12 protein-coding genes are annotated in these 13,192 nt (G+C 72.2%); 8 read left to right on the forward strand and 4 right to left on the reverse strand.

Annotation, left to right across the window (positions count from 1 at the left end; translation table 11 throughout):
- The first annotated feature begins 167 nt into the window (after positions 1-167).
- Together AC08OT_RS01580 and AC08OT_RS01585 are read left to right on the forward strand one after the other, a co-directional pair.
- Entirely contained in the window at positions 168-464 is a 297-nt protein-coding gene (locus AC08OT_RS01580) for a hypothetical protein (RefSeq protein WP_476592304.1), read from the forward strand.
- Between the two features lie 353 nt (positions 465-817).
- Entirely contained in the window at positions 818-1,249 is a 432-nt protein-coding gene (locus AC08OT_RS01585; protein WP_476592305.1) for a MarR family transcriptional regulator, read from the forward strand.
- A 36-nt stretch (positions 1,250-1,285) separates the two neighbouring features.
- Here AC08OT_RS01585 and AC08OT_RS01590 read toward each other — a convergent pair whose 3' ends face one another.
- Positions 1,286-2,299, reverse strand: coding sequence for a Gfo/Idh/MocA family oxidoreductase (locus AC08OT_RS01590; RefSeq protein ID WP_476592306.1), 1,014 nt, complete (start codon positions 2,297-2,299; stop codon positions 1,286-1,288).
- Between the two features lie 219 nt (positions 2,300-2,518).
- Between AC08OT_RS01590 and AC08OT_RS01595 the strand changes: the two genes are divergently transcribed.
- Positions 2,519-3,178 (forward strand): 2'-5' RNA ligase family protein, encoded by a 660-nt coding sequence (locus tag AC08OT_RS01595; RefSeq protein ID WP_476592307.1) that lies wholly within the window; start codon positions 2,519-2,521, stop codon positions 3,176-3,178.
- Here the strand turns inward: AC08OT_RS01595 and AC08OT_RS01600 are convergent.
- Both AC08OT_RS01600 and AC08OT_RS01605 read right to left on the reverse strand, forming a co-directional pair.
- A complete protein-coding gene (locus tag AC08OT_RS01600; protein WP_476592308.1) occupies positions 3,145-3,645 on the reverse strand; it encodes a winged helix-turn-helix domain-containing protein in 501 nt (166 codons plus the stop codon). The genes AC08OT_RS01595 and AC08OT_RS01600 overlap by 34 nt on opposite strands.
- A gap of 373 nt (positions 3,646-4,018) precedes the next feature.
- Positions 4,019-4,099: a putative leader peptide gene (locus AC08OT_RS01605; protein WP_347272474.1), complete on the reverse strand. Its 81-nt coding sequence runs from the start codon at positions 4,097-4,099 to the stop codon at positions 4,019-4,021.
- Positions 4,100-4,306: 207 nt separating this feature from the next.
- Between AC08OT_RS01605 and AC08OT_RS01610 the strand changes: the two genes are divergently transcribed.
- Together AC08OT_RS01610 and AC08OT_RS01615 are read left to right on the forward strand one after the other, a co-directional pair.
- Complete coding sequence (locus tag AC08OT_RS01610) at positions 4,307-5,197, forward strand: sulfotransferase (protein WP_476595441.1); 891 nt, start codon at positions 4,307-4,309, stop codon at positions 5,195-5,197.
- 43 nt (positions 5,198-5,240) lie between these two features.
- A complete protein-coding gene (locus tag AC08OT_RS01615; RefSeq protein ID WP_476595442.1) occupies positions 5,241-5,582 on the forward strand; it encodes a DUF2530 domain-containing protein in 342 nt (113 codons plus the stop codon).
- Positions 5,583-5,610: 28 nt separating this feature from the next.
- On the opposite strand, the gene AC08OT_RS01620 is transcribed toward AC08OT_RS01615, so the two are convergent.
- The gene (locus AC08OT_RS01620; RefSeq protein WP_476592452.1) at positions 5,611-9,192 is read right to left on the reverse strand and encodes a sacsin N-terminal ATP-binding-like domain-containing protein; all 3,582 of its coding nucleotides are present in this window, start codon (positions 9,190-9,192) and stop codon (positions 5,611-5,613) included.
- A 188-nt stretch (positions 9,193-9,380) separates the two neighbouring features.
- On the opposite strand from AC08OT_RS01620, the gene AC08OT_RS01625 reads away from it, so the two are divergent.
- The 3 genes from AC08OT_RS01625 to purM all read left to right on the forward strand — a co-directional run bounded on the left by AC08OT_RS01625 (position 9,381) and on the right by purM (position 13,158).
- Entirely contained in the window at positions 9,381-10,193 is an 813-nt protein-coding gene (locus AC08OT_RS01625; protein WP_476592453.1) for a sterol carrier family protein, read from the forward strand.
- 248 nt (positions 10,194-10,441) lie between these two features.
- The gene (gene purF / locus AC08OT_RS01630; protein ID WP_476592454.1) at positions 10,442-12,052 is read left to right on the forward strand and encodes an amidophosphoribosyltransferase; all 1,611 of its coding nucleotides are present in this window, start codon (positions 10,442-10,444) and stop codon (positions 12,050-12,052) included.
- Positions 12,049-13,158 carry a phosphoribosylformylglycinamidine cyclo-ligase gene (gene purM / locus AC08OT_RS01635; protein WP_476602477.1) on the forward strand — a complete coding sequence of 370 codons (1,110 nt, stop codon included), beginning with the start codon at positions 12,049-12,051 and terminating at the stop codon, positions 13,156-13,158. Before purF ends, purM begins: the two co-directional genes overlap by 4 nt.
- Positions 13,159-13,192: the final 34 nt, after the last annotated feature.

Genomic DNA, 13,192 nt, shown 5'->3' on the forward strand with positions numbered 1-13,192 from the left:
GCCAGGTCGGGTCGGAGATGCCGACCAGTCCCAGGTTCGCCACCGGGATGACGAGGACGGCGCTTGCCAGCAGGGCGCGCTCGCGGTTGCTCTGCAATCGCCCGACCGGATATCGCAGCGCGCCCCAGCCGAGACAGACCCAGAAATGCGTGTAGGCGAACGTGGAGATGAAAGCCGACGGACCCTTGTCCCATGCCACGGTCCAGGTCAGTGCCCACAGCAGACCACTGAAGATCATGGCTCCGGTGGCGCTGCCCAACGCGTCCTCGCCGTTCAGCAGCACTCCGGTGAGGACGAAGGCGAGCGCCACCGAGACGTTGATGCCCGCCGCCACCGGGTTGTCGGAGAATGCCGGCCACTGGCAGGCGACCGTTCCGGCCGTGGTGGCTATACCCCCGATGCTGAAGCACCATGAGCGGTGGCGGGCGGCGCAGGCGGCCAGTCGGCGGGGTACACGCGGATGAGGCACCTCAATCCACCATATGTAGCCGGAATCTCACCGAACAAGCGTCGCACATGACGACCGGGGGTTTCGAGGGTTCCCCCCTACTCTCCTGGCGGCAACCCCCCGAAGAACTCTGGAGCTGCCCCCGAAGCCAGCGGTGGCATCGAAGGTGGAGGCTGGGAGAAACGGGTCGGTGTCCCTCGGGGACCGGACCTTCGGGGGCCGAGCCTTCGGGGGCCGGAGATCGCGAGAGGCCTCCTGTGGTGGTGGGTCGGCTGCCGCTGGGGGGTAGCCGGCCCGCCTCCTGCTGTTTTCGGCGGTTCACCAGAATGTCATTCGTTTCTGAGTGTCGCTAACGAGTACCGTCGTGAGATGGAGACCGAGACGGCACGTGAGGCCGAACTCGCGTCCGCGCTGCGCCTGTCGGTGATGCGGCTTTCTCGGCGCATGCGCCAGGAGCGGTCGAGCCGGTTCACCCCCACGCAGACTTCCGCGCTTGCTACACTGGAACGGCATGGCCCTATGACGCTTGGGGAGATCGCCGTCCACGAGCGCGTCCAGCCGCCGTCGATGACCCGGGTGATCGCGCATCTGGCCGTCACCGGGCTCGTCGAGCGCCGGCCGCACCCCACCGACGGCCGTCAAGTGATCGCTGAGGTGACCGAGGCGGGTCGAGCCCTGCTCGAGGACGACCGTCGGCGCCGGGACGAATGGCTGACCGATCGGCTGGCCGAGCTCTCACTCGAGGAGATCGCCGCGCTGAACCGCGCCGCACCGATCCTGGACGCGCTTGCCGGCTCGTAGGCCGCCCGCCGATCCGAGCATCGTTCCAAGCGCCATTCAGAGCTCCACCCAACCGCCCCGCTGATGGGAGGTCTGCGCGGCGGCCATCAGATGGTTCGCAGTGAGCAGGTCGTGGAAGGTGGCGCCGCGGACCAGCCGGGCGTCGTCGAGTTCGGTGGCGCGCACCACGTCGTAGGTGGCCTCCACCAGCCCCGGCCGGGAGGTCGGCACGGTCGGCATCATCAGATCCCGGATGCCGCTGCCGTCCTGGCGGCGGACCAGACGGCCCTGGACGACGATGCGTCCGGAGTCGCCGCACACCGTGAGGGTGGCGGTGCCGAGGTCCCCGCCCATCTGCTCGTTGATCAGAACCGTCGCGCCGCTCGCCGCCAGCAGGGCCAGCGTCACCGGTGCGTCCGGGGTGAGCGCCGGGGCGGGCATCGCGGCCGGATCGGCGCAGACCGCGAGGATCTCGCCGCACCAGCGCGTCGCCAGATCGATGATCTCGACCCGCCCGGCGGGCCCGTCCGGCGCGCCCACCACGGTCATCTGGGTGAGCCGGCCCAGGGAGGGAACGGTCGCCGCGACGTGGGTGGCGGCAGGCCAGGCCCGCCCGTCGAGCGCGACCACGTGGGCGAGATCGCCCTCCTCGGCGAGGTCGGCGACCGCGCGCAGGGCCTCGGCCTCGACGATCGCCGGCCCGGCCAGGAGCACGTGCAGGCCGATCTCGGCCGCTTGCCGGGCGACGATGTCGGACGCGGGCGGCGGCATCTCCACGCAGACCGCCTCGATGTCGTCCGAGAGCAGGGTGAGCAGATCTGCGTACGCCCGTCGGACACCTGCCTCGGCGGCCCAGGCCAGGGACTCCAGCGGTTCCGGGGCGAGGAGACCGACGACGTCGACCCCGGCGTCGCGCAGCACCTCGGCGGTGGTGCTGTCCGAGCCATCGGTGACCAGGGCCATCGCGAGGGGCAGGTCCGGCTGCCGCCGGCGCACGACGCGCCGCAGCTCCCGCCATGCCTGAGAAAGGGCGGGATCGCGCGGCGGCACCAGATCGGGGAGCGTCGTCACAGCATTGATAGTGCTCCCCGTCTGGTGGCGAGGGTCGCCGGTCAGCCCGATTGTCGCCGAGAATCTACCGGAGGCCGAGCGCTCGCCATCCGAGCCCGGAGCAGGTCCGTGTCGCACTGTTCGTCTCGTCCCAGGGAGACTGTCGTCCCAGGGAGAGGGAGCCTGTCATTCCAGGGAGGTTGTCGTTCCAGGGAGGTTGAGCTGGCGACCAGACTGTTCGTGGCGGCCGTCCCACCCCCCGAGGTCGCCGAGGCGCTGCTCGCGGCCGTGCACAGGACGCGCGCCGCGGCGGCGGATCTGCGCTGGCCCACGCCGGACCAGTGGCACGTCACGTTCGCCTTCCTCGGGCCAGTGCCGGACGACCGGCGCGCCGAGCTCGACGCGAGACTGGCGCGGGTGGCACGCTGGCACGGCCCGTTCGCCGTCGAGACGGTCGGTGGCGGACCGTTCGGCGACCGGGTGCTGTGGACCGCGGTGCGGCAGCCACCGCCGGTGACCGCGGACGCATCCGTCGACTGCATTGCCGCAGCCGCAGCCGCCGGTGACGTGGCAGGCTCGCGAGCCAGCCCACGCCTGACGGCGCTGGCAGTGGGGGTCCGGCGGGCCGCCGAGCGTGCCGGGGCGGCCGGCCGGGACACCCGTCCGCTGCGCGCACATCTGACGTTCGCCCGGGTGCCGAACGGGCGCGGGCGGGCACTGCAACCGCTCGTCGAGCTGTTGCGTGCCGATGTCCCACCGCTGCCCTGGAGCGTCGAGCGTCTCATCCTGATGAGCAGCTCGGGCGGCGGCGAGTCCGGATCATCCCCCACCTACCGGGCGGAGACGGTCTGGGACCTCGTCGGCGGTCAACCGTCGGTCGAGGGATCCGCCGGGCGGTAGCGATAGCCCACGCGGCGGATGGTCTCGATGCGATCCCGGTGCTCCGGGCCGAGCTTGCGTCGCAGCCGCGTCACCAGGACATCCACCGTGCGGATATCGGGAGCCGACTCGTCGTCGACCTGATGGCCCCAGACCGAGCAGAGCAGTGCCTCCCGACTGTACGCCTGCCCGGGATGGCGGACGAAGAAGTCCAGTACCTCGAACTCCAGGTAGGTCAGCTGCAGGGCCCGGCCGTCAACGGTGGCGAGCCAGGCGGTGCGGTCGACCCACACCCCGCGCCGGGGCGGCGCCGCGATCTCCCACTGGCCGGTCCGGAGGCCGGCGCCGGGCGTGTGTGCAGGCGCCGTCGCGGGCAGGGATGGTCTCGGCAGGGACGGTCGTGGAAGGGACGCCGCCGGGACGGACGCCGCACGGGCGGGCGCGGTGCGGGGCGTCCGGTACGGGAGGACGGTCGTCTGTGGGGGCATTGCTGGCCTTTCGGTCAGGTTTCTCTCGGTCACCGAAGATCGGGCGGGCGGCGAGATGCCGTCGACGTGTCAGCGTTCTGGACGGTGGGTGTTCTGGACGGTGGGTCCGCCGGGTACGCGGCGCGGTGGCGCGAAGATGGTGGCGGTGCCTCTCACCGTCGGCGGCGGGGGAGGGCGGGGCCGATGCTGTTCGGGGGAGGTCGGCATATGCAGCTACCAGCGATGACGCTGCCCGGTGGGGCTTTCCTGGCGATACTCGCCGGTTCACGCGAGACGAGGCAACGTCGGTCGACAGGCGGTGGTGTGTCCTAGTAAAGCGTCCGGATCGGCTGACGCTTCGTGAAGCGCCGTGCGGGAGACAGGCGGCTGCCCGTCAGGCCGCCGGACAGGCGGCCGAGGCAACGCGGAGCAGATCAATGTGGCCCCGGGTGACCAGGATCAGCCGCTTCAACACAAGAGCAACGGAAGCACACTGCTTTGGCGGTCGCCAAGCATTGAAAAGTATGACTTATCTCACTTCTTGGTCTTTCGGTTGGATCTGTGGTGCATGGCGCAGGCCGTGGAGGTCCCGGGATGTCAATCTTCCCGATGGAAAATCGTGAATATACTCACGGGCCTGTTCCAGGAACCGCGGCCGGGGACGTCGGGAACAGGAGATGCCGTGGCTCTGCCTGATTTCTTCGTGATCGGTGCTCCCGACGCGGGTACGGAGGTCTTGCACGAGGAACTCGGCCGCCATCGATCCATCTTCATGTCCGAGATCCCGCAACCGGGGTACTTCCTGGCCGGGCGCATGCCGGAAAGCGGGCTCGATGTCACCACGGCCGGCCGGGCCGGCGTCGTCTGTTCCGCTTGGGACGAGGCCGGCAGGAGTGCCGGCCTTCCGGGCTGTGTGGCTTGCGCCGGGCCGGGCGAGCGATCACTTGTCCGTCGGCGATCCGACTACGAGGCGCTGTTCGACGCGGCTCCGGCGGGCGCGGTGCGCGGCGAGAGCACCCCGTATTATCTCGCCGACTTTACGGCGTTGCGGCATATTCACGAACTGCTTCCCTACGCGAAGCTCATCGTCGTTCTTCGCGATCCGGTGGAGCGGGCCTACGCGAACTGGGTCCGGATGCGGCTGGCCGGTCTTGAGGACCTCGACGATTTCGGACGTGCCGTGGCTGCCGAGGCCGCCCGGACGGCCGCGGGCTGGCCCTGGCCGTGGCGCTACCTGGCTCTGGGCAGGTACGGTACGCAGCTGCAGCGGCTGTTCACGCTGTTCCCCCGCGAGCAGGTACTCCTGACGGCGCACCGCGATCTGATCGGGGATCCCGCCGCCGTCATCCGACGAGCCCACGGTTTGCTGGGGGTCGAGCGCCGAGGCCGACCCGGACTACCCGGGACGTCCGTGCCGGCGCTCCCGTCCGTGCTGGCTTTCCCGGCCCCCCGGCTGGATCCGGCGATCGGGGCCCGGCTGCGGGACGGGTTCCGCTCCGACATCGCCCTGCTGAGCGACGTGACGAGACGCCGGTTCGACGAGTGGCTCGTCGAACCGGTGGACGACTCCTGACCAGCACCTTGGCCCGCGAGCCAAGAGGGTAGCGTCGACCGGGATGAGCGTGTCAGCAAGCAGCGATTCCACGGGTGGTGCGCACGCCCCCGAGGTCCCGCCCGTCCCGGGGGACGGCGAGCCCGCCGCCGCGACAACCCGCCCGCCCACGCCCGAACCGTTGCCCTACGACGGGGTCGCCTCCGTCGCGGTGGGAACCGTGCTGTGGGCCATTGCCGCGCTGGTCCTGGCGTTCTTCCTCGACGACCTGCGGGACGACGGCCGGCTCTGGTGGTTCGCGACGGCGATCTGCGGCTTCGTCCTCGGGCTCGCCGGCCTGTGGATCGTGATCCGCCGCCGCAACCGGCTGCGGGCGCGGGGAACCCCCGACCACACGGATCGATAGTCCAGCGACCGGAACCCACCGGCGCGGCTCAGGTCTCGTCGAGGTCGTCCTCCGCGGCTCGGAAGGCGGTACCGTCAGGGTCGCGCAGCGCCGCGGCCAGCGCATGCCGCCGGTCCCACTGCCCGCCGCGCCAGGCCAGGGCCCGCGCGAGCGCGTCCGAGCCGGCCTCGGCATCCACGTGGATCTCGCCGCCGATCCCGCCGAGTACCCGCCAGGGCACCCGGGTCGGCCGGCCGGCGAGATCCTCGACCAGCAGCGGGTCGTGAACCCGGTACGGTGTGCCGTCCGGTGCCTGCCGGGCCTCGCCGGGGCCCGCCGAGACGATCTCGCAGGTGCCCGCCTCGGCGGCGAGGCGCACGCCGAGGACGTGGGCCACCTCGGCCGCCCGGTCCAGCGGGAGACGCAGCCCGAAGCGGTCCGCGCCGAGCAGCCCCAGCATGTCCGGTGCGTCCACCACCACGACGTCGGCGCAGGCCCGGACGCCGTCCGGGGTGCGGACGGTCAGCGGCGGGTCGAACCGCCCGTCGTGGGCGGAACCGTCCGGCGCCGTCAGGACCCGGGCCACCGCGTCGACCGCGGCGATGTACAGCGTGCGAGCCGCGGGCCACGGTACGTCCCGGTCGGCGTCGCCCAGCCGGTCGAGCAGGTCCATCACCGCGCCCAGGTCGCCGAGGACGTCCTCCAGCGTCAGCCGGCAGCCGAGGTGGCGCAGGAACTCGTCGTCGACCCCCGGGAGCGGTGCCGCCGGCGCGAACAGCCCGGTGAGCAGGGGGTCCGCGTCGGGTAGGACGAGCTCGCCCGGAGGCAGAACCCTGCCGTCCCGGTGCGCCAGGTGTTCCGCGGAGCGCTCCGCCGGGTGTTCCGCGGAGTGGGGCGCCCGGCCGTCGCCACCGACGGGCAGCACCGCGTGTCGCGCCAGCCACCAGCGCGTATAGGACGGCTCGGGGGCGAACACGACGTCCCGCAACGGTGATCGGGCGAGCTCGGCGAGCGCCTCGGGCCAGGCGGCCCGGTCGACGAGTTCGAGGTCGCGTACCGCCGCGAACACCCCGATCATGGCGGGTGCCGGTGGCCCGCCGGGAGGCGGACGACGCAGGTTCGCCGAGCCGCCCGGCGCACCGTGGTCGTCCGCCGTGACGTCGTCAACCCAGGTATCGCTGTCGTCGAGGTCGAGCAGGATCTGCTCGTCGGGATCCAACGGCAGGTCGTGGGCGTGCAACACCCCGAAGGTATGCAGCACACCGACCTTCGCCAGCACCTCGGCGGGCCAGGCCCGCGCGACCTCGGCGCTCAGGGTGCCGAAGGGTGCGTCCTCGGCGAGCACCCGATCCAGGGGGCCTCCCTGGATCAGCAGCTCGCCGGCCGGGGTGAAGCCACCGTCGCCGTCCGGCAGCAGCAGCTCGTCGAGCCAGCTCAGGTCGGCCGTGGACTCCTCGCTCGCGTCCCGGGCCAGCGCCAGCACCGCGTTCGCCAGGGCAATGAGATCATCGGGATCGTCCTCCGGATCGGCGTCCAGGACCGCCTCGCGTACCGCCGCATCCCGTAGGACACCCGCCGGAGTGCCCTCAAGCGCGCCGAGGGTGCGCAGGGCATCCCGCGCCGCGTCCTGGGCGCAGGCGTCGGGATGTACGACCCGCAGCGGCAGCCCCGATCGGGCCAGCGCGACGATGTCGAGGTCGGCGGTGGGCAGCAGGGTCCCACGCGGACCGGTGACCATCCGCGTCCGCAAGGCGCTGGACCCGGCTGCGCCGCTCGGCTCGGTGCCCTCCCAGGGCGCGGGAACCTCCGCGACCGGTACTGGAAGCGCGCCGAGCGCGTCCCGGTCCGGCGCCCCGACCAGGAGCGGATAGAGACGTCCCCACCAGTGTGGCGGGCGGGACACCCCGGAGAGCAGCTCGACCAGGGCGGCGCTGTCCACCCGTCGAACGCCCAGGGTGGAGAGTGCGGTACGCCACCGGCGGGCAGCATAGGCCGCCGGGAGCAGGCCGGGAACCTTCCCAGCGACCTTCGCCGCGACCTTCGCCGCGACGGTGTCGTCACCATCCGGACCCGCCCCGTCCGTGCCGGCGATCTCGGCCGGGTCGGTCCCGGTCCAGGCCTCGGCCAGGTCGGCCCCGGTCCAGGAGGAGCGCAGCAGCTCGGTGACCGCATCGGTCGCGGGGCCGAGATCGCAGACGGAACAGTCCCGGCCACGCAGACCGCCGGGCAGTAGCGCCGCGTCCGGGAGAAGTCGGGTCAGCGCGTCCCGTAGCCTGCCGTCGATCTCGCCCACCGGCAGCCCCGTCGGCACGAGGGCCAGCGCGGCCAGCGGGTCGCCAGGCGTCTCGTCTGGATCTCTGCCGGCATCTGGATCCCTGCCGGCGCCCAGGTATTCGGCCAGCGCCACGGTGGCTGCGCTCAGCTGATCGGTGAGCCAGTCCTGTAACGGACCCGATACCGTGTGTCGACGCGAGGGATCCAGTGGCAGCTCGACGCTCGCCAGGATCGGCAGCGAGATCGGTTCGTCCGTCGGCTGAGGTGCCCGCACGACCCGGGCGACGCCCTCGGGCCATCCGCCGTCGCGGACCATGACCCGGGCGGTGAAGCGGTTCCGGCCGCGCTCCTCTACCGGGCGGTCGGCCAGCAGGCTGGCCGGGATCATGCCGCTACGGGCGATGCCGCGCCAGCGCTCGCCGTCGAGATCGCCGTCGAGCTCGGCGATCTCCACACGCGTCGACGTCGCGCTCGACGCGGGCTGGGATGAGCCGCCCCCGCGGATCCATCGACAGGTGATCGTTCGAACGGTCCCGTTGACGTCGACCACGATCTCGCTGGGACCGCCGAGGACGAGCGGCAGGGTCGGATCGAGCCCGGCCAGCAGATCCCGGGCCGCCGTGGCCGCCGCGACGTCCCGCAGCGGGAGGCGGACCACGGTGTCGTACCCGTCCGGCGGTGCAGGCGGCGCGGGAAGATCGAACGGTAGCCGGAGGATGGGTACCGCCCCGTCGCGCCGGGCCAGTTCTTCGGGCAGGCCCGGCGCCGGCGCCGTGGTGCCGGCGCCGCCGCCCACCCCCGCGGCCGTCACGGCCTCGATCACCCTGCTCTTCGACCAGGTGACTCCGGACGCCCCCGCGCCCGGGCAGGACCGGGAGACGATCGAGGGATCGTCGCTCACCGCGAGTACCGCGGCGAATCCGGCGCCGAACCGCCCTACCGACGTGGTGTCCCGTTTCGCCGAGGCACGCAGGGTCGACAGCGCCTCCACCCCCGCCGGGCTCAGCGGTGCCCCCGTGTTGGCGATCTCTAACAGGCCGCCGGGACCGGCGCCGGTCTTCGAAACATCAGGAGCATCCGGGGCAGCTAGAACGTCCGGTGCATCCGACTCCGAAGCGGAGGTGCGCAGCCGCAGGTACACCCGGGCCGGGACGCCGGCCTCACGCGCGGCGTCGACCGCGTTCTGCACAAGTTCGACGACGAGGCGGTCGCGGTAGGCACCGAGAGCCGCGTCCTCCTCGGCATTGGCGTCTTCCCGGAAGCGGGCCGGGGAGGCGGCCCAGGCGTCAAGAACCCGCTGCCGGATCGCGGCGGTTCCGTACTCGTCGGCGGGAGCGCGCGGGATCGTCACTGGCACCCGTCCATACTCGTCTTCCCGCCCGGCAGGGCGGGGAGTCGGGTCCGGCACACCGGCGCGCACGGACGGCCGGATACGACCGCGTACCGGTTTGTACCTGGTGGTACCTGGTGGTACCTGGTGGTACCTGGTGGTACCTGGCAGGATGGGATACCCGGCCAGGACGCGGTGCCGGGCAGGATGGAGGGATGCCACCCCGCGGACGCCGCCAGGATCCCCTGGCGACCGGTACCGAGCTGGCCGCGACGTTGGCGGACCAGTGGCAGCAGATCGTCGATGCGGTGAGTGTCCTGCCCGACGGGACTCTCGGGGCGCCGAGTCCGCTGCCCGGCTGGATGGTCGGCGACCTCGTCCTGCACGTCTCCCGCTCCGCGACCGCGCTCACCGAGGCCCTGGCCCCCGCGGTCCCGGCATCCCGGCGCACGACGGATCTCGTCACGGCGAGGGATCTCGTCACCGCGAGCGGCTACCTGACGGGCGCCGGAACCCGGGCGGAGGCCGTCGCGGACACCGCCCGCTCGCTGGCGGCAAACCGTGGGCCGGCCGAGATCAGAGGCCGGCTGGCCGGCGAGGTGTCGGCCGCGGTGGCCGCCATGGCCGCGGCGACTCAGGAAGCGGTGGTCCCGACGCCGGGCGGCCCGATGCGACTGGCGGAGTTCCTGCGCACCCGAGCGGTCGAGGCGGTGGTGCACGGCCTCGAGCTAGGCGTCACGCCGGCCCGGGGGGCGCTCAAGGCGGCGACGAAGGTGTTCGCGGAGATGTTCGCCGAGCGGGCACCCGGACGCTCGGTGGAACTGCGGGTGCCGCCGTTCACGGCCGTGCAGATCGTCGAGGGTCCACGCCATACCCGGGGCACACCGCCGAACGTCGTCGAGGCCGAACCTGTCGCCTTCGTCCTGCTGTGCGCGGGCCGCCTGCCGTGGGCCGAGGCGGTGGCCGACGGCCGGGTCGCGGCCAGCGGCGAGCGCGCCGACCTCAGTTCCTACCTGCCCCTCCTGTAGGTGCGGGTTGGCTGGGCCGGATGATCTACCAGGGACGATCTGGTCCGTCCGGGGCATGCGCGCACAACGGCCGATGCGCGTCCTCACTGCTAGCGTGGTGGGAGGTAGCTGCCGGGGCGAGGCGGTGGTCGGAGTGGTCGGCGCGTCTCGGCACGTCGGCGGACGAGCCCGGCACCTCTATAGTCCCGCATGGTCCCGCGCGAGATCGTCCGCATTCTTCGGTATCCCTGACCTGTCGAGGAGTCCTGGTGCCAGACGTCGCACCCCGCTTCGGCGCCATCCCCGGATGGGAATCCGACCTCTCCGACGAGCCGGGGCCGCGTGACGCCTGTGGTGTGTTCGGGGTGTGGGCGCCCGGCGAGGACGTGGCGAACCTGGCCTACTACGGCCTGTACGCGCTGCAGCACCGCGGTCAGGAGGCCGCCGGCATCGCGGTCGGGGACGGCCGGACCGTGGTGGTCTTCAAGGAACTGGGGCTCGTCGCTCAGGTCTTCGACGAGGTCACCCTGTCCAGCCTGAGCGGCCATGTGGCGGTCGGCCACACCCGGTACTCGACGACGGGCTCTTCTACCTGGGAGAATGCCCAGCCGTCGTACCGCACCGCCCGCTTCGGCGGCCCCATCGCGCTCGGGCACAACGGCAACCTCACCAACATCGTCGAGCTCGCGCGGACGCTCGGCGCGGAGCGGGACCGTCTACGGGCGACCACCGACTCGGACCTCATCACCGCCATGCTCGCCGACCATCCCGGCCCGACCCTCGTCGACGCGGCGATGGACGTGCTGCCCCGCCTGACCGGGGCCTTCTCGCTGGTCTTCTCGGACGCCTCGACGCTGTATGCCGCCCGGGACGCGCACGGGATCCACCCGCTCGTGCTCGGCCGGCTCGACGGCCATCCCGACGGCGCGTGGATCGTCGCCAGCGAGACGGCTGCCCTCGACATCGTCGGCGCCACTCTCGTGCGGGAGATCGTTCCCGGTGAGCTGGTCGTTATCGACGCCGAGGGGATGCGTTCTCGCACGTTCGCCCGGCCCGATCCGCACGGCTGCCTGTTCGAGTACGTCTATCTCGCCCGCCCGGACACGTCGATCGCCGGACGCTCCGTGCACGCCACCCGGGTCGACGTCGGCCGGCAGTTGGCCCGCGAGGCGCCGGTGGAGGCCGACCTGGTCATCCCCGTGCCGCAGTCCGGGGTACCCGCCGCGGTCGGCTACGCGGAGGAGTCGGGCATCCCGTTCGGCGAGGGCCTGGTCAAGAACTCCTATGTCGGGCGCACCTTCATCCAGCCCTCGCAGACGATCCGGCAGCGCGGGATCCGGCTCAAGCTGAACCCCCTGCGGGACGTGATCGAGGGGCGTCGCCTCGTCGTGGTGGACGACTCGATCGTCCGCGGCAACACGCAGCGCGCGCTGGTGCGCATGCTGCGGGAGGCCGGCGCGGCCGAGGTCCACATCCGGATCTCCTCGCCGCCGGTACGGTGGCCCTGCTTCTACGGCATCGACTTCGCGACCCGCGCCGAGCTGATCGCCAGTGAGGCGGGCATCGAGGAGATCAGAACCTCTCTCGGGGCCGACTCGCTGGCCTACGTCTCGTTGGAGGGCCTCATCGAGGCCTCCCGCCAACCGGCCGGCACGCTCTGCCGGGCCTGCTTCGACGGCGTGTACCCGGTTCCGCTGAACGATTCTGACAAGCTGGGCAAGCATCGGCTGGAGGCGACGGGCGGCGCGGAGACCACCGAGGACATGATCGCCGAGGCGCTGCGGCACGGCGTGACGCTGGGCATGAACGGTGCTGATCCCTCCCCGGCCAACCACGACGCCGAGCCCGAGCCCCAGCCGGCCGGGGTGAGGCCCGCATGAGCGGTGGATTGAACTCGTATCGGGCGGCCGGGGTCGACGTGGCTGCGGGCGAGCGTGCCGTCGAGCTGATGCGTGGTCACGTCGCGCGCGCCACCCGGCCCGAGGTCGTCGGTTCGCTCGGCGGATTCGCCGGCCTGTTCGCGCTGGACACGGCGCGGTACCGCCGGCCGCTGCTCGCCTCGTCGACCGATGGTGTGGGTACCAAGATTGCCGTTGCCCGGGCCCTGGACACGCACGGCACCGTGGGTATTGATCTGGTCGCCATGGTCGTCGACGACCTCGTGGTGTGCGGCGCGGAGCCGCTGTTCCTGCTCGACTACATCGCGTGCGGCTCCCTGGTCCCCGCGCGCGTGGCCGAGATCGTCTCCGGCATCGCAACCGGCTGCGAGCAGGCGGGGGCGGCGCTGGTCGGCGGGGAGACCGCCGAGCACCCCGGGCTCATGGGTAGCGACGACTACGACCTGGCCGCGACGGGGGTCGGGGTCGTGGAGGCCGACGACGTGCTCGGGCCGGAGCGAGTCCGGCCCGGGGACGTGGTGGTCGCGATGGCATCATCCGGCATCCACTCCAACGGTTTCTCGCTCGTACGGCATATCTTGTTCGGTCCCGTCGATTCTGGCCAGCCAGGTGGGATTCCCGAGACCGCGCGGGAGGATCTGGAGTCATACGTCCCGTCCCTGGGGGGCACGCTGGGCGCGTCCCTGCTGGTTCCGACCCGCATCTATGCCCGGGACTGCCTGGCGCTGGCCGCGGCTGTCGAGGTGCACGCCTTCGCCCACATCACCGGCGGCGGTCTCGCGGCGAACCTCGCCCGGGTCATCCCGCCGGGCCTGCTGGCCACGGTGGACCGGGCGTCGTGGTCAGTGCCCCCGATCTTCAGTCTGCTCGCCGAGCGCGGCGGGGTGACCCAGGCGGACATGGAAGCCACCTTCAACCAGGGAGTCGGCATGGTGGCGGTCCTGCCGGCCACCGCGGTCGCCGACGCTCTCGCGCGGCTCGCCGCGCGGGACGTGCCGGCCTGGGTGGTAGGGGAGGTCGGCGCGGCGGGCGCTCCGGAGCCAGCCCGTGCGGCCAGGGCTCGGCTCGTCGGCCGGCATCCACGCTGAGGCGGCCCCTCCGGGGGCAGCACGCCCGGGCAGG

It is taken from the genome of Frankia sp. CgJB1 (genome assembly GCF_977947065.1).